Source organism: Amycolatopsis sp. NPDC051372, assembly GCF_040682095.1.
Lineage (GTDB): Bacteria > Actinomycetota > Actinomycetes > Mycobacteriales > Pseudonocardiaceae > Amycolatopsis.
Window position 1 is genome coordinate 36,706 of sequence record NZ_JBFBAF010000038.1, and the last position, 15,055, is coordinate 51,760.

The window sequence follows — 15,055 nt, forward strand, 5'->3', positions numbered from 1 at the left end:
CTCCCTTCGAGCCGACGATTGGACGGACCCTCCACCGTGGCCTCACCCGACACCGAGGAACTGACCACCGCCCCCTTGGCCGCGGCGGACGTCGCCACTCGCGAGGGCACCGGTCCGTCGGACGCCCACGTCGAAGCTCCGCCGGCGGAGGCTGACGAGCACGGTCAGCCGTCGGAACCTGTTTCGGAAGCGTCTGTCGCCGAGTCGGCGGCCGTCGACGCCGAGCCCGACCCGGCCACGGCGACGCACGCGGCTGAGACGGCGGCCGAGTACCTGCCCGTCGCGGCGCCACAGCGGATCGACGCCGTCGGCGCGGGGAAGCCGCGTGGGCGGTGGTGGCGGGGGTTGACGGGGTCGATCGCCGCGGGACTGGCCGTGCTGGCGGTGGGCGTGCTGGGTGTCGGCGCGGCCTGCCTCGCCACCGGGGCGCCCGGGCCGAGCGTGCTGTTGCTGGTGGGCCACCCCGTCGCCGCGGTGGTCGCGTTGGTGCTGCAGCGGGTCGCGGATCGGCGCTACGGCCGCGCCGCCGGCCTGGCGGGCATTGGGGTGCTGGTGGTCGCTTTCGTGGCGCTCACCGTGTTCTGGTGGGCCTGACCCGCGTGCTCTCCGAGGACGACGCGGCGGAGCTGTACGACGTCCTCAACAGCTGGGGCGACTTCCCCGCGGATCACTTCTACGACGCCCTCGTCGAGAGCGCGCACAACGTCCTCGACGTCGGGTGCGGCACCGGCGGCATGCTGCACCACGCCCGCGACCGAGGCCACCGAGGCCGGCTCCTCGGCCTCGATCCCGATCGCGCGGCGCTCGCCCGGGCAAGGCGGCGCACGGACGTCGAGTGGCGGGAAGGAACCGCCGCCGCGCTCACCGCCGAAGCCGAGTTCGACCTGGCCACGATGACCGGCCACGCGTTCCAGTGCCTCACCACCGACGAAGAGCTGCGCGACTCCCTCACCGCCATCCGTCGCGCGCTACGACCCGGCGGAAGGTTCGCGTTCGAGACGCGCCACCCGCGGGCAAAGGCTTGGGAGGACTGGACTCCCGCTCACCCGGTCACCGTCTCCCAGCCGCGTCCCCTCCGGTTGTGGCACGAGGTCGAGTCGGTCGTCGGCGGCGTTGTCACGTTCACCGAGACCGCCGCCGACCCCGAAGGCACCGTGCTGCGCGTCGACCGCGCGGCGCTGCGGTTCCTCGGCCCGGCCGAGCTGGACGACTTTCTCGCCGCGGCGGGGTTCGTCGTCGAGGAGCGGTTCGGCGACTGCGAACGCGGCCCCCTGACGGAGCAGAGCCGCGAGATCGTCACGATCGCTAGCGCAGTGCGGCAACCACAGGACCGCGCTGCTCAAGCAGCACCGGCCCCAAAGCTGTAAGCCGTACAACCCCTCGGTATGCCCCACGGTCGACGCCGACCGTGCGGATCGTGGCGCCGTTGGATTCGTTGAGCACGGCCAAACCGCCGTTGATGGGGACGACGAGCTGGCGGGCGAAGGTGATGCCGGGGCCACGGGTGCTGTCGAGGGTCCAGCGCGGGGTGAGGTCGTCGCGCGACAGAGCGACGGTCTTGGTGCCCGTGAACCAGTACACGCCGCTGTCGGTGCGGGTGGTCTGTTCGACGCCGCCCGCGGGGTCGCCGGCCAAATCGCCGGCCGGCAGGTCCATCGGGTACGCGGAGCGCTCATTGCCGTCCGGGCCGTAGATGACCAGGAGCTTCTGGTCGGGCAGCAGCACGGCTGTGAAGTCGCCCGACATGGCAATCACGCGGGCGCGCGAGCCGGCCAGGATGGTGCTGAAGACGACCTGCGGCTCGTCCTCGTGTTCGGCCGTGGCCTTGTAAACGGTGAGGCGGTCGTGGGGATCGCCGGGGCAGCGCTCGATCACGCCGACCTTCTCGGCGGCCGCGGCGACCGTGCCGTACGTGCAGCCCGTGCGCGGCTGCTTGTTCGGGTTGACCATGAACGGGACCTGGCCGTACTCCATGCTCTTCACGAGGTCGTCGCGCCAGGTGTCGAGCAGGTGCTTGCCGGTGGTGGTCACGTGGCTGCCGTCGCTGACGAGCTGGGTGCCGAGCTCCGCGTCGCCGTTGCGCTGGGCCGTGATCTGGCCCGTGGTCGGGTCGAGCTGTGTGACCTCGCTGCAGCCCATTGCCTTGTGGTACACCGCGTTCACGCGGCCCCACGCGGTGTCCACAGTGCACAGTTGCAGGTTCTCGCGCGTGTAGTGCCAGCGGATCTGCCCGGTGAGCGGGTCGCGGCCCGCGATCTCGCCGCCGTCGGCGGTGGTCACGGTGTCGCCCTCGCCGATCGGCACGGGCGTGGCCGAACTGGGCGCCTGCCACAGCTGCGCCATCGAACCCGGCACAGCCGTGGGCGCCGGCGGCAACCTCGGCGGCGTGGAAGCGAGCGCGCGGCTCGTGTGCAGGTTGTCGCTGTTCAACACGACAACCAGCGCCACAACCACCACGACCACAGCGATCAACGCCGCGATCACGCGGTCCCGCCCGCGGTTCCACGGCGAGCGCCGCACGCGAACGGGAGGGCCCGTCACAGTGCTCGCAGAACTCTGCGACGGGGGCAAAACATCTTCGGTGCCGAGGGGACGGTGCGAAACCACCCCGGAGTCCGAAGGCGGTACAAAAGCCGGAACGTCCGGTTCAGACTGGTCCGGTGCGCCGTCTTCGTGGTCGCTCACGTACCTGGCTCCCGCCTTCGGCTCCGCTGGTCCCCTCAGTCTGCCGACGCAGGTGTATCAGACGTCGCGGAGGGGCGGCGACGACGGCGCCGACGTGCCGGACGCTCACCCGTTTCTCCGGTTTCGCCCGAAGCCGAGGCCGACGCGGTGGCCGCGCCGGCAGGGCCGGTCGACTCCCCACCGCCACCACCACGGGTGCGGCGACGCGACCGCGTGCGCTCCTCGCCCGAACCCGAACCCGAACCCGAACCCGAACCCGAACCCGAACCCGAACCCGAACCCGAACCCGAACCCGAACCCGAACCCGACGCAGCGGAGTCGGCGGCAGCCGCAGCGTGCGCCTTCTCGACCGCCTCAGCCGCATTCGCGCCACCACGGGTGCGCTTGCGCGGAGCCCGCGTGCGCTTGCGCGGCGCGGCCTCCTCGGCAGCGGCGCCCCGGCCACCACGGCCACGGCGCCTGCCGCCCAGGTCCTCTTCCTCCTCGGCGGCCAGCCCGGCGCGAGTCCGCTTCGCGAGCGGGAGCCGGCCGGTGGTGCCCTCCGGGATGCCGAGGTCGCTGAACAGGTGCGGCGACGACGAGTACGTCTCCACCGGCTCCGGCTTGTCCAGACCCAGCGTGTCGGAAATAAGCTTCCAGCGGGGCATCTCGTCCCAGTCGACGAGTGTGACCGCGACACCCGTGCGCCCCGCGCGGCCGGTGCGGCCGATGCGGTGCACGTAGGTCTTCTCGTCGTCGGGGCACTGGTAGTTGATGACGTGGGTGACGTCGTCGATGTCGATGCCGCGAGCCGCGACGTCGGTGGCCACCAGCACGTCGACCTTGCCCGAGCGGAACGCGCGCAGCGCCTGTTCGCGAGCGCCCTGGCCGAGGTCACCGTGCACGGCGGCGGCCGCGAAGCCGCGCTCCACCAGGTCGTCGGCCACCTTCTGCGCGGTGCGCTTGGTGCGGCTGAAGATCATGGTGAGCCCGCGGCCTTCGGACTGCAGCACCCGGGCGATGACCTCCGGCTTGTCCATCGAGTGCGCCCGGTAGACGAACTGCGTGGTGCGCTCGTGGATCGCGCTCGCGTCGTTTTCCTCGGCGCGGATGTGCGTGGGCTGACGCAGGAACGTGCGCGCCAGCGTGATGATCGGGCCCGGCATCGTGGCGGAGAACAGCATGGTCTGCCGTTCGTCCGGCACCATCCGCAGGATGCGCTCGATGTCGGGCAGGAAGCCCAGGTCGAGCATCTCGTCGGCCTCGTCGAGCACGAGCCCGCGGACCTTGCCCAGCACCAGGTGCTGCTGCTCGGCCAGGTCGAGCAGGCGGCCCGGGGTGCCGATCACGACGTCGACGCCCTTGCGCAGCGCCTCGATCTGCGGCTCGTACGGCCGCCCGCCGTAGATGGCCAGCGTGCGGATGCCGAGGTGCTTGCCGGCGCCCTTGAGGTCGTTGGCGACCTGGATGCACAGCTCGCGGGTCGGGACCACGACCAGCACCTGCGGGGTGCCGTCGCCGGGCACCTGCACGCGGTGCAGCAACGGGACGCCGAAGCCCAGCGTCTTGCCCATGCCGGTGCGGGCCTGGCCGATGAGGTCGTCGCCCGCCATGGCCAGCGGCAGCGTGAGCGCCTGGATGGCGAACGTGCGCTCGATGCCGGCCTCGCCCAGCGCCTTCACGATCTCCGGCTTCACGCCGAACGATGCGAAGGTGGGCGCCTCGGGCTCGACCTCGACGCCCGCCTGCAGCGGGTGCGAGGTGTCGAGCGCGGCCGGGCCGGTCTCGCTGTGCTCCAGCGCGACTGCGGGGGTGGTGGTTTCTTCGGTTGTGGACTGTTCTGCGGTCAGGGTGATCGCCTCTCTCGTGACCAGCGCGCACAGGCCGGTTGTCACTCGACACTCGACCGGGGGGTCTGGGCAGGCACCGTGAAGATCCGGCGCCGCAGCCGCCCTCCCGGGAATGCCGCTGGAGGCGTGCACGCACAATTGCAGCGAGCCCCGGCAGCCCTGGTGGCGCCGGTCGCCCGCCTGTTTCCCGCAGCCAGAAGACGTGCGGAAGCCTTGTCAATTCTTCCGCAGTGTACCTGGTCAGGAGTTTTTCAACACTACCGGGCGCGACGGCGCGGCGTGGGATCGGTCTCTTCACGGCGTCGACCACGGGTTCGGCGATACCCTCGTCGCCGTGACCGACCCGAAAGAGATCAGCGAAGGCGTCGTCGACCTGCTCGGCGTGATCGCCTATCTCGAGCTTTCCGCGTTCGACCGGATGGCCGAGGACGCCCGCACCGCGCCGACGCTCGCCGGCCGCGCCGCGCTCGCCTCCATGGCCGCGGCCGAGATCGGTCACTTCGACATGCTTTCGGCCCACCTCGCCGCCCACGGCGTGTCCGTCGACGACGCCATGCGCCCTTTCGTGGCCCAGGTCGACGCGTGGCACGCCTCGACGCGGCCCAAGTCGTGGCTGGAATCGCTGGTCAAGGCCTACGTCGGCGACGGCCTCGCGGCGGATCTGTACCGCGAGATCGCCAGCTGGCTCGACCCGGAGACGAAGGACCTGGTGCTCACCGTCCTCGCCGACACGGGTCATTCCGCGTTCGCCGAGCGCGAAGTCGCCGCAGGCATCAAGGCTGACCCGAAGACGCGCGACAAGCTCGCGCTGTGGGGCCGCCGGCTCCTGGGCGAGGCCCTCACGCAGGCCCAGTACGTGGTCGCCGAACGCGATGGCCTGGCCGAACTCATCGTCTCGGGCTCCGGCGACCTGTCGGGAATCGCCGGGTTGTTCCGGCGGTTGCAGCAGGGGCACACGAAGCGCATGCAGGCGCTCGGTCTCGGCTGAAGTGCCGGTTCACCACGCGGTGGCGCGACACCGCAGCGCTGCGGTTGGGCTAGCCTTGCCAGGCGTAACGACAACGAATTTCCAGCGGAGGTCCCACGTGGAGGTCAAGATCGGCATCAAGGACACGCCGCGCGAGCTGGTGGTGTCCAGTGGCCAGACCGCCGACGAGGTGGAGAAGCTGGTCGCCGAGGCCCTGACGGCCGGTGACGGGCTCTTCCGCCTCAACGACGAGAAGGGCCGCAAGTACATCGTCCCGTCCGACCGCATCGCGTACGTCGAGATCGCCCCCTCGGACGTCCGCAAGGTCGGCTTCGGCGTCGGCGACTGAGGCTCGCGAGTTCTGGCGGTTCTCGAGTTTTCGCGGTTTGACGAAAAGCCGCCCTGGGCTTTGGCCCGGGGCGGCTTTTTCCTGTCTTGGGGAGCTTTGATGAGTCGCTGGGCCCCGAATCAGGCAGTCGCCGCTTCGACTTCTTCCAAGCTCGTCGGCACCGAAAACGGCGGCGTGGACGTCCCCATGATCCGGTACCGCCCCCAGGGGTCCGGATCCGACAGCTCACCGTCAGCCGAACGATCCTCCACCACGACCGTGCAAGCCTTCTTCCGGCCGCCCACCGCCGCGGTCAGCTCGCCCGAAGCGGAGACCCGCCCGTACCAGTGGTAGTACCCGTCGATCGGCTGGAAGTAGCCGCGCAGGTCGACCTGCACAGCCATTTCCACGCCATCGACGACGAGGGTCGCAGTGCCGGCGTAACCGTCTTCGTCGCTCATGAAAAGCCTCCCAACGAGAGAAAACAGCTCAGCCCGCGTCGCTGTCCGCCGGGGCGTCGGTCTTGGCGCGTCCGAGCCGGACGACCTTGTTCTCCTCCAGCGGCAGGTTCGGGTCGATCACGACGCCGTGCTGGCGGGTGAGCCCGTCGATGGCCGCCCAGATGATCTGCGTGAGGTACTCGACCACGGAGTCGCGACTCATCGAACGGCGGTCGAGCCACCACTCGCCGGTGCTCTGGACCATGCCGACGATCCCGTGTGCCCACGGTTCGGCCGCGCCGGAGTCCATGGAGAACATTCGCATGTAGTCGCCGAGCAGGGCGGTCAGCGCGGTGGCGATGACTTCCTTGTCCTCGGCGACGACGTCGGAGTCGCTCACCGTCTTCTCGTGCAGACCGCCGCGGGCGAGCAGGCGGTAGAGGTTCGGGTGTTCCTCGATGACGGAGAAGAACGCGTCGAGCGCCATGCGGATGCGGGGCACCGGCGCGAGCTCCGCGTTGATCGCCGGGATCAGGCGTTCGAAGAGGATCTCCGTGCCGCGCTGGCCGAGGGCCACGTACAGGTCGGCCTTGTCCTCGAAGTGCCGGTACAGCACGGGTTTCGTGACGCCGGCCTCCGCCGCGACGTCCTCCATGCCCAGGTCCGGACCATGGCTGTCGAGCGCCCGCAGCGCGGCCTCCACGAACTCCGCCCGGCGCGCGATGCGGTGCTTGCGCCACCGGTCCCGCCGGGCGTCACCGGTCGCGGCCTCGCCCGGAGCCGGGTGCTTGCCGGACTGCTTGCTGGAGCGCTTGACACGTTCGATCACCCGGGTCATGCTACCAGAGGTAACTGTTACCTCAAGTTACAGCTAGAGGTTACCGCTACAGGAGAGAGGGCGAGCGATGACGCGGACGCTCAAGGAGACCGATCGGGAGAAGACCGCCGACCGGCTGCTGAAGTCTTCGGCGAACAAGTTCTACGACCCCGATGTCGACATCGACTGGGACGCACCGCTCGTCGACGGCAAGAACTTCATCCTCCCCGAGCGCTCGTCGCTCTACGGCACGAAACTCTGGGACGAGCTCACCCCCGAGCAGCGCATCGAGCTCGGCAAGCACGAGGTCGCGAGCGTCGCCACCACCGGCCTGTGGTTCGAGATCCTCCTTATGCAGATGCTGCTCAAGGAGGTCTACGACGAGGACCCCACGAGCTCCCACGCGCAGTTCGCCCTCACCGAGATCGCCGACGAATGCCGCCACTCCACGATGTTCGCCCGCATGGCCGCGCGCATCGGCTGCCCCGCCTATGGCCCGGTGCCGGCGCTGCGCCAGTTCGCGAAGCTCATGCCCACCATCTCCTACGGCCCCGCCCGCTACGGCGCGATCCTCGTGGCCGAAGAGGTGCTCGACCGCTTGCAGCGCGAGCAGATGGTCGACGAGAACGTGCAGCCGCTGGTGCGCATGGTCAACCGCATCCACGTGCTCGAAGAAGCGCGCCACGTGACCTTCGCGCGCGAAGAGGTCACGCGCGGGATGGCCAAGCTGGGCAAGCACGAGATCGCCTACCAGCAGTTCATCATCGCGTTGATCTCGTACTTCGTCACGCGCGCGTTCATCAACCCCAACGTCTACAAGGCTGTCGGCATCCGCCCGCGCGACGGCGTCGAAGCGGCGCTGAACAACCCGCACTGGCGCGCGACGATCGCGTGGGCCGGCGAGAAGATCATGCCCTTCCTGCAGGAGTCGGGCCTGGTCGGCTTGCCGGGGCGCTATTTCTGGAAGAAGTCCTTCCTGCTGCCGGAGGGCAAGTGACCACGCTCGAAGGGCTGCGTGACCCGGCGCGCGAGCACCGGTTCGTGGCCGGCGACGGTGCCGCCCTGCAGGTCGAGACGTCCGGTCCGGCAGACGCACCGACGACGCTCGTGCTGGTGCACGGCTGGACGCAGGACCACCGCACGTGGGACGGCGTCGTGCGGCACCTCGGTCCGGCCACGCGGGTGTTGCGCTACGACCTGCGCGGCCACGGGGGATCGTCGCCGGCTCGGCGGGGGGCTGCGACGATCCCGCGACTCGCGGACGACCTCGCCGAGCTGATCGCCGAACGCGTACCGAAGGGACCGCTCGTGCTGGCGGGCCATTCGATGGGCGGCATGACGATCATGGCGCTCGCCGAACGTCATCCGGAGCTGGTGAAGGCGCGCGTCGCCGGTGTGGCGTTCGTGGCCACGTCGTCGGGCCAGATGGACCGCATCACGCTGGGGCTGCCGGGCCTGGCCGGGTCGATGTCGGCGCGGTTCGAGCGGCGGCTGGCCAAAGCGCTGGCGCACCGCAAGGGCGAACGGCTGCCGTTGAGCCCGGCGATGGTGCGGTCCGGCGCGCGGTTCCTGGTGTTCGGCGACAAACCGAACCGCGGCGACGTGAACAGTGTCGTGGACCAGCTGCTGTGCGCGCATCCAGCATCATTGGGGGAATTCCAGGACGCGATCTCCGTGCACGACTGCCGCGTGGCCTTGCGCGCGCTGCGGACTGTGCCCGCAGTGGTGCTGGCGGGGGAGAAGGACCGGCTGTGCCCGCTGTCGCACGCGAAGGTGATCGCCGACGAGCTGCCCGACGCCGAGTTCATCCGCTACCCGGGCGCCGGCCACATGCTTCCGCAGGAACGCGCGGCCGAAGTCGCCGCGCGGCTCAAGACCCTGCTGCAGGCCGTGTCCGCTAGAACCCCTGCTGCATAAGGGACTTCAACGCCGCGACGGTCGCCGGCACATCCTCGAACACGGGGGTGTGCCCAGTGTCCACTGTGGTCAGTTCCGCGTCAGGCAGGAGCGCCACCAGGTAGCGCGCGTCCGCCAAGGACCGCGCTCGGTCGTGGACGCCGTGCAGTACCCGCACCGGACACCGGATCGACGCGAGCTCCGGTGTGAGGTCGAGATCGCGCTGGCTCGTCAGCACCTCCAGCGCGGCCTCCTGCGGCACGCGCGCGGCGTACGCGAGCAGGTCGTCACGCAGCTCCACCGGCAACGGTGAAGCGAACGACCGGTCCAGCACCGCCGCGTGCAGCTTCGGCCCCCAAGCCTGCGAAATCGTCTGAAGGATCCCGTCGACGTCACCGTGGCCCCGCATGTGCGCGCCGGTGTTCGCAAGCAGGAGCCCGGACACCAGCCCGGGGTGTTCGGCCGTGAGCCGCAACGCGATGCAGCCACCCGTCGAATGCCCCACGAGCAGCACCGGCCTGTCGATCCGCGCAGCGATCCGCTCGGCCACGTCCTCGATCCGCCACGGCCCGGGCGCCGACATCCAGTCCACGGCGTGCACGACGCCCGGCCACGCCCGCGCCAGCGGACCGAAGACCGCCGGGCTGCAGAGCGTGCCGGGGACGGCCACCACGAGCGGGGCCAAGCGCGTCAGCCGTCCTTGAGCGGGAAGCCACCGCCGATGCCGCGCCACGCGAGGTTGGCCGTGAGCGCCACGGCTTCCTCCTGCGACATCGCCTGGTTGTGCTGGAGCCAGTAGCGCGCGGACACCTGCGACATGCCCACGAGGCCGACGGCCAGCAGCCGCGCCTTGTGGTCGTCGAGCCCGGCGTCGGCCGTGATGGTCTCGGTGATGGCCTCGACACTCGCCGAAGTCGCGCGGTCCACCGCCTCCTGCACGGCCGGCTCGCCGCGCAGGTCGCTCTCGAAGACCATCCGGAACGCGCCGGCGTCTTCACTCACGAAGTCGAAGAAGGCACCGACCGTGGCCGGCACGCGCTGGCGGTTGTCGCTCGTCGAGTCGAGCGCCCCCTTCACACGGCTCACCAGGGCGTCGACGTGGCTTTCGAGCAGTGCGATGTAGAGGTCCAGCTTGCCGGGGAAGTGCTGGTACAGCACGGGCTTGCTGACGCCCGCCTCCTCGGCGATCTCGTCCATGGCCGCGGCGTGGTAGCCGTTTTCAGCGAAGACGCGTTGCGCGGCCGTCAGCAGCTGGGCGCGGCGTTCGGTCCTGGGCAGCCGGACGCCCCGTTGCTGCAGTCGCGCCATTTCCGTCATTCTTCCTCCCGTCCACGGCTTCGCCGGGCAGTAGCACCACCGCGTGAAGCGGGTTTGAGATTACTCGTGGGTACGCCCGGAACGCCAAGTGTCGGGCATCCTGGGGTGGTGACCACATCCACGACGCGCCCGGCGACCGCGACGGCGGTGCGCCCGGCTGTGACCCACGTGCCGCTGTCCACGGCGCCGCTGCCCGCGCTCGAGCCGGTGCTGCCGCCCTGGCCCGGCGTTGTCGAGGACGTGGGCGGTGTTTCGCTGAACGTACGCCGCACCCCTGGGCCCGACGGTACCGTCGCCGTCTACGTCCACGGGCTCGGCGGGTCGTCCAGCAACTGGACCGACCTCGCCGCGCTGCTCGCGCCCACCGCGAGCGGCCGCGCGATCGACCTGCCGGGCTTCGGCTTTTCAGAGCCCGCCCCCGGCTTCGACTTCAGTCTCGACGAGCACGCAGAGGTCATCGCGCGCTACATCGAGGGCCTCGACGCGGGGCCGGTGCACCTGGTCGGCAACTCGATGGGCGGCGCGATCGTGCTGCTCGTGGCCGCCGCGCGCCCCGAGCTGGTCCGCACGCTCACGCTGATCTCGCCGGCGATGCCCGACCGCCGCCCGGACCCACGGCGGCTGTCGGACCCGATGATGGCCCTGGCGTACCTGCCGGTGGTCGGCGCGCGCGTGCGCCGCCGGCTGGCCTCGACGACGGCCCGCGAACGTGCGGCGCAGGTCATCAAGCTGTGCTTCTACGACCCGGCGAAGTTCCCCGAGCAGCGGCTCGACGAGCTGACCGAGGAGCACGGCGCCCGCGCCGCGCTGGCCTGGGCCGCGCCCGCGATGGCGCGCAGCACGTTCGGCATCTTCCGGCGCTGGAGTGCGGTCGGCGACGCGTCGCTGTGGTCCGTCGCGGCGCGGGTGAGCATCCCCACACTCGTCGTCTGGGGCCTTCACGACCGGGTGATCTCCGTGCGGCGCGCGCCCCGCACCGCCCGGCTGCTCCGACACGCCCGGCTGCTGGTCCTTCCCCGAACCGGGCACGTGGCTCAGATGGAGCGCCCGAATGTCGTAGCCCGGGCCGTTCTGGGGTTGTGGGAGGCCGCCGAGAAGGGCACTTGGTAGTCCGAACGAGTGACAGATCATCTCTCGGTCATCAGCCAGTCGCCGAGAGCATCACGGTTTGGATATGGCACCCTGGGGCGGTGGACCGGCCGAAGGACGCACGAGGAGACGACCGGCGAGCCTCGTACGCCGGTTCAGCCAGGCGTGCGACGTCGGCCTCGTCAAAGAATTCGTCGAGTAGTTCGTCATCCAGCTCGAGGAGCTCCGGCAACTCTCCACTCACGGACACGGGCTCCCCGCGCGTCGGCCAGTTCCGGCCGTCGAAGCCGCCCGCCCAGCGCGTGGGCGAGGACCGCTACCGCCCCGGCTCCCGGCGCACCAGCGCGGAGCCGCTGAAGGCGTCGTGGCAGCCGAAGGGTGATGAGGAGAAGCCCGCCGCCCGCAGGCCGGCCGCGAAGAAGCGCGGCGTCGGCGGGTTCGTGAAGACCTACGGCTGGCGCGTGTACGCGCTGCCGATCCTGGTCGTCATCACCGCGCTCGTCGTGGTGAACACGGCCACCAGCCCGGCCGAGCCCGGTTCGACCACCACCGCGGGCAGCGGCGAGTCGGCGGTGGGCGACGCGGCGGCCGGCGCGATCGACGGTGGCCAGGCCATCCCGGAGAACCCCGCCAAGCCGGCGGACGTGAACGTGCCGACGGCCGAGCTGCCCACAGGCGGCAACTACACCGAGAGCGGCAAGGGCACCTGGCACGTCGTGCCGGGCTCCGGCCCGACGGTCGGCAAGAGCGGCAAGCTGTACACCTACACCGTCGAGGTCGAAGACGGCATCGACCCGTCGAGTTACGCCGGTGACGACAGCTTCGCCACGGCCGTGCAGGGCATCCTGTCCGACCCGCGCAGCTGGACGTGGAACGGCAAGATCCGGCTGCAGCGCGTGGACGCGAGCTACCCCGACCCGAGCTTCCGCGTGAGCCTCACCACGCCGAACACCACGCACCGCGCCGACGCGTGCGGGTTCCAGATCAAGTTCGAGGCCTCGTGCTACCGCCGCAGCATGGGCCGGGTGCTCATCAACCTCGCCCGCTGGGTGCGTGGCGCGAAGGCCTACGGCGCGGACATGACGGGCTACCGGCAGTACGCCATCAACCACGAGGTGGGCCACGCGCTCGGCAACATCCACGTCGGCTGTCCCGCGACCGGCGACCCCGCGCCCGTGATGATGCAGCAGTCGTTCGGCGTGGCCGACGACTATGTGGCGATGCTCAACAACATCCCCGGCGGTGACAAGGGCAAGGTGGCGTCCGACCACCACGTCTGCGTGCCCAACGCCTGGCCGAACCCCACGCCGCCGGCGCAATAACGGTCTCGCGTTACAAAGCAACCCTCGTCCCACGATCCGGACGCCGGGAAGCCCACCTTGCCTGTGGGCGTTGTGGATACTGGGATTGACTACGCGATCCACGCGAGTATGGAGGACCCGATGTCAGACACGGCACTGCCGCCGCTCGTTGAGCCGGCTGCGGAGCTCACGAAGGAAGAGGTGGCCCGGTACAGCCGCCACCTCATCATCCCGGACGTCGGGGTGACCGGGCAGAAGCGACTCAAGAACGCGAAGGTCCTGGTCATCGGTGCCGGCGGCCTCGGCAGCCCCGCGCTGCTGTACCTCGCCGCGGCGGGTGTCGGCACGCTCGGCATCATCGACTTCGACGTGGTCGACGAGTCGAACCTGCAGCGCCAGGTCATCCACGGCGTGTCCGACGTCGGCAAGCTCAAGGCCGCGTCGGCGCAGGAGTCGATCGCCGAGATCAACCCGCTGGTCAAGGTGCACCTGCACGTCGAGCGGCTGGAGTCGGCGAACGCGCTCGAGATCTTCGAGCAGTACGACCTGATCCTCGACGGCACCGACAACTTCGCCACTCGCTACCTGGTCAACGACGCCGCCGTGCTGCTGGGCAAGCCGTACGTGTGGGGCTCGATCTTCCGCTTCGAGGGCCAGGTCAGCGTCTTCTGGGAAGACGCGCCCAACGGCAAGGGCCTGAACTACCGCGACCTCTACCCGGAGCCGCCGCCTCCCGGCATGGTCCCCTCGTGCGCCGAGGGTGGCGTGCTGGGCGTGCTGTGCGCGTCCATCGGCTCGATCATGGTGACCGAGGCGATCAAGCTCATCACCGGCATCGGTGAGCCCCTGCTCGGGCGGCTCATCAGCTACGACGCGCTGGAGATGAAGTACCGCGAGGTCAAGATCCGCAAGGATCCCGAGACCCCGAAGATCACCGAGCTGATCGACTACGAAGCCTTCTGCGGTGTCGTGTCCGACGAGGCCGCGCAGGCCGCCTCGGGCAGCACGATCACGCCGGCGGAGCTCAAGGCCAAGTTCGACAACGGCGACGACTTCGCCCTCATCGACGTCCGCGAGCCCGGCGAGTACGAGATCGTGAACATCAAGGGCGCGACGCTGATCCCGAAGGACCGCATCCTCTCGGGCGAGGCGCTGGCCGAGCTGCCGCAGGACAAGCCGATCGTGCTGCACTGCAAGTCGGGTGCGCGTTCGGCGGAGGCGCTGGCCGCTCTGCACGCGGCCGGGTTCAAGGACGCCACACACCTCGGTGGCGGCATCCTGTCCTGGGCCAAGCAGATCGACCCGAGCCTGCCCACCTACTGACGGTTTCCATCCACGATGGCCTTCCCGGTTCGCCCGGGGAGGCCATCGTGGCGTTTTGGGCGCGCGGCGGCGGGTGTGTCGGAAATATGAAAGCGGTCCGTGACCAGCGCGTCTTCTCGTTCGTGGCGCGCACGGGCGGGTACCTTCGGTTCTCGTGCGGTCCACTCTCGAACGGCCACCCGAGCGGGTGTGCGCGGCCTTCGGCGGCGACATCGGCCTCGTTTCGGCGTTGCCGGACTCGACGGCCTGGCGCTGTGGGGAGCTGGTTTTGAAGCCGGTTTCCGACCGCTCGCGCACGCTGTGGACCGCCCGCGCGCTGGAGCACGCCGACGACCCGGGCCTGCGGATCGCGAAGCCGGTGCGCGCGAGTGACGGCCGTTGGATCGTCGGCGACTGGTCGGCTTGGCGCTACGTCTCGGGCACGGCCGAGAACCACGTCGACGGCGCCATGCTCGCCGCCGTGAAGCTGCACCGCGCCACGGCCGACCTGCCGCGGCCCGATTTCCTGTCCGCGCGCGACGACCTCGACGCGGTGGCCGACCGCATCGCGTGGGAAGAGCTCGACCGTCCGCTCGACGAGGCCAAGGGCGGCCGCTGGTTCGAGGTGCTCGCGCCGTCGCGCCGGCCGATCAAGCTGCCGTTGCAGGTCGCGCACGGCGAGCTGCTCGCGGGCGTGCTCTTCGACGGTGATGCCGCGCCCGGCATCGTCGACTTCGTGCCGTACTACCGGCCGGGCGAGTGGGGCGCGGCCATCGTGGCCGTCGACGCCATGGCTTGGGGCGGTGCCACCGGCGAGCTGCTCGACCGCTGGGCGCACCTGCCGGAGTGGCCGCAGCTGCTGCTGCGCGCGGTGCTGTTCCGCTTGGCGGCCAACGCGTTGAACCCGCGTTCGACGGGTGCGGCGCTCGACGGTCTGCGCGCGGCGGCGCGTGAGGTCAGCGCGATCCTCTGAGTTTTTCCGACCTCACCGTGGGGTCGCGGGAAGTGGCGAGTGATGTCAACTGCCTGAAACAATCAGGCATCTCCAGGTAACACGGCGTGCTTAGCGTCGGGGCCATCGCCG

Annotated in this window: 16 protein-coding genes; 10 read left to right on the forward strand and 6 right to left on the reverse strand. The window is 70.2% G+C overall.

The window, feature by feature from the left end; translation table 11 throughout:
• Positions 1 to 36: 36 nt before the first annotated feature.
• Both AB0M56_RS41455 and AB0M56_RS41460 read left to right on the forward strand, forming a co-directional pair.
• Positions 37 to 594, forward strand: a complete 558-nt coding sequence (locus AB0M56_RS41455) for a hypothetical protein (RefSeq protein ID WP_364186492.1) — start codon at positions 37 to 39, stop codon at positions 592 to 594.
• Positions 585 to 1,367, forward strand: a complete 783-nt coding sequence (locus AB0M56_RS41460) for a class I SAM-dependent methyltransferase (protein WP_364186493.1) — start codon at positions 585 to 587, stop codon at positions 1,365 to 1,367. Before AB0M56_RS41455 ends, AB0M56_RS41460 begins: the two co-directional genes overlap by 10 nt.
• On the opposite strand, the gene AB0M56_RS41465 is transcribed toward AB0M56_RS41460, so the two are convergent.
• Together AB0M56_RS41465 and AB0M56_RS41470 are read right to left on the reverse strand one after the other, a co-directional pair.
• Positions 1,306 to 2,685 carry a hypothetical protein gene (locus AB0M56_RS41465; protein WP_364186494.1) on the reverse strand — a complete coding sequence of 460 codons (1,380 nt, stop codon included), beginning with the start codon at positions 2,683 to 2,685 and terminating at the stop codon, positions 1,306 to 1,308. The two genes, AB0M56_RS41460 and AB0M56_RS41465, sit on opposite strands and share 62 nt — an antisense overlap.
• 35 nt (positions 2,686 to 2,720) lie before the next feature.
• Positions 2,721 to 4,559 (reverse strand): DEAD/DEAH box helicase, encoded by a 1,839-nt coding sequence (locus AB0M56_RS41470; protein WP_364186495.1) that lies wholly within the window; start codon positions 4,557 to 4,559, stop codon positions 2,721 to 2,723.
• Between the two features lie 289 nt (positions 4,560 to 4,848).
• Between AB0M56_RS41470 and AB0M56_RS41475 the strand changes: the two genes are divergently transcribed.
• Both AB0M56_RS41475 and AB0M56_RS41480 read left to right on the forward strand, forming a co-directional pair.
• Complete coding sequence (locus AB0M56_RS41475) at positions 4,849 to 5,502, forward strand: ferritin-like fold-containing protein (RefSeq protein ID WP_364186497.1); 654 nt, start codon at positions 4,849 to 4,851, stop codon at positions 5,500 to 5,502.
• Between the two features lie 97 nt (positions 5,503 to 5,599).
• Entirely contained in the window at positions 5,600 to 5,830 is a 231-nt protein-coding gene (locus AB0M56_RS41480) for a DUF3107 domain-containing protein (protein ID WP_220246448.1), read from the forward strand.
• Positions 5,831 to 5,949: 119 nt separating this feature from the next.
• Here the strand turns inward: AB0M56_RS41480 and AB0M56_RS41485 are convergent, their stop codons facing one another.
• Positions 5,950 to 6,270, reverse strand: coding sequence for a DUF4873 domain-containing protein (locus tag AB0M56_RS41485; RefSeq protein WP_364186499.1), 321 nt, complete (start codon positions 6,268 to 6,270; stop codon positions 5,950 to 5,952).
• 28 nt (positions 6,271 to 6,298) lie between these two features.
• Positions 6,299 to 7,087 carry a TetR/AcrR family transcriptional regulator gene (locus tag AB0M56_RS41490; protein ID WP_364186501.1) on the reverse strand — a complete coding sequence of 263 codons (789 nt, stop codon included), beginning with the start codon at positions 7,085 to 7,087 and terminating at the stop codon, positions 6,299 to 6,301.
• Positions 7,088 to 7,154: 67 nt separating this feature from the next.
• Here AB0M56_RS41490 and AB0M56_RS41495 point away from each other — a divergent pair, with 67 nt between their 5' ends.
• Entirely contained in the window at positions 7,155 to 8,063 is a 909-nt protein-coding gene (locus AB0M56_RS41495; protein WP_364186502.1) for a diiron oxygenase, read from the forward strand.
• Positions 8,060 to 8,983, forward strand: coding sequence for an alpha/beta hydrolase (locus tag AB0M56_RS41500; protein WP_364186504.1), 924 nt, complete (start codon positions 8,060 to 8,062; stop codon positions 8,981 to 8,983). Before AB0M56_RS41495 ends, AB0M56_RS41500 begins: the two co-directional genes overlap by 4 nt.
• On the opposite strand, the gene AB0M56_RS41505 is transcribed toward AB0M56_RS41500, so the two are convergent.
• Positions 8,964 to 9,647 carry an alpha/beta hydrolase gene (locus AB0M56_RS41505; RefSeq protein WP_364186505.1) on the reverse strand — a complete coding sequence of 228 codons (684 nt, stop codon included), beginning with the start codon at positions 9,645 to 9,647 and terminating at the stop codon, positions 8,964 to 8,966. The genes AB0M56_RS41500 and AB0M56_RS41505 overlap by 20 nt on opposite strands.
• Before the next feature lie 5 nt (positions 9,648 to 9,652).
• On the reverse strand, positions 9,653 to 10,279 hold the full coding sequence (locus tag AB0M56_RS41510) for a TetR/AcrR family transcriptional regulator (RefSeq protein WP_364186506.1): 627 nt from the start codon (positions 10,277 to 10,279) through the stop codon (positions 9,653 to 9,655).
• Positions 10,280 to 10,468: 189 nt separating this feature from the next.
• Here AB0M56_RS41510 and AB0M56_RS41515 point away from each other — a divergent pair, with 189 nt between their 5' ends.
• The 4 genes from AB0M56_RS41515 to AB0M56_RS41530 all read left to right on the forward strand — a co-directional run bounded on the left by AB0M56_RS41515 (position 10,469) and on the right by AB0M56_RS41530 (position 14,944).
• The gene (locus tag AB0M56_RS41515) at positions 10,469 to 11,389 is read left to right on the forward strand and encodes an alpha/beta fold hydrolase (RefSeq protein ID WP_364186571.1); all 921 of its coding nucleotides are present in this window, start codon (positions 10,469 to 10,471) and stop codon (positions 11,387 to 11,389) included.
• A gap of 80 nt (positions 11,390 to 11,469) precedes the next feature.
• Positions 11,470 to 12,690, forward strand: coding sequence for a DUF3152 domain-containing protein (locus AB0M56_RS41520; RefSeq protein WP_364186507.1), 1,221 nt, complete (start codon positions 11,470 to 11,472; stop codon positions 12,688 to 12,690).
• Positions 12,691 to 12,810: 120 nt separating this feature from the next.
• Positions 12,811 to 13,992 carry an adenylyltransferase/sulfurtransferase MoeZ gene (gene moeZ / locus AB0M56_RS41525; RefSeq protein ID WP_364186509.1) on the forward strand — a complete coding sequence of 394 codons (1,182 nt, stop codon included), beginning with the start codon at positions 12,811 to 12,813 and terminating at the stop codon, positions 13,990 to 13,992.
• A 154-nt stretch (positions 13,993 to 14,146) separates the two neighbouring features.
• On the forward strand, positions 14,147 to 14,944 hold the full coding sequence (locus AB0M56_RS41530; RefSeq protein WP_364186511.1) for a TIGR02569 family protein: 798 nt from the start codon (positions 14,147 to 14,149) through the stop codon (positions 14,942 to 14,944).
• Positions 14,945 to 15,055: the final 111 nt, after the last annotated feature.

Excerpts from the sequence above, each read along its gene's own strand:
- AB0M56_RS41485 (WP_364186499.1), bottom strand. The coding sequence starts at position 6,270 with ATGAGCGACGAAGACGGTTACGCCGGCACTGCGACCCTCGTCGTCGAT.
- AB0M56_RS41490 (WP_364186501.1), bottom strand. The coding sequence starts at position 7,087 with ATGACCCGGGTGATCGAACGTGTCAAGCGCTCCAGCAAGCAGTCCGGC.
- AB0M56_RS41495 (WP_364186502.1), top strand. The coding sequence starts at position 7,155 with ATGACGCGGACGCTCAAGGAGACCGATCGGGAGAAGACCGCCGACCGG.
- AB0M56_RS41510 (WP_364186506.1), bottom strand. The coding sequence starts at position 10,279 with ATGACGGAAATGGCGCGACTGCAGCAACGGGGCGTCCGGCTGCCCAGG.
- moeZ (WP_364186509.1), top strand. The coding sequence starts at position 12,811 with ATGTCAGACACGGCACTGCCGCCGCTCGTTGAGCCGGCTGCGGAGCTC.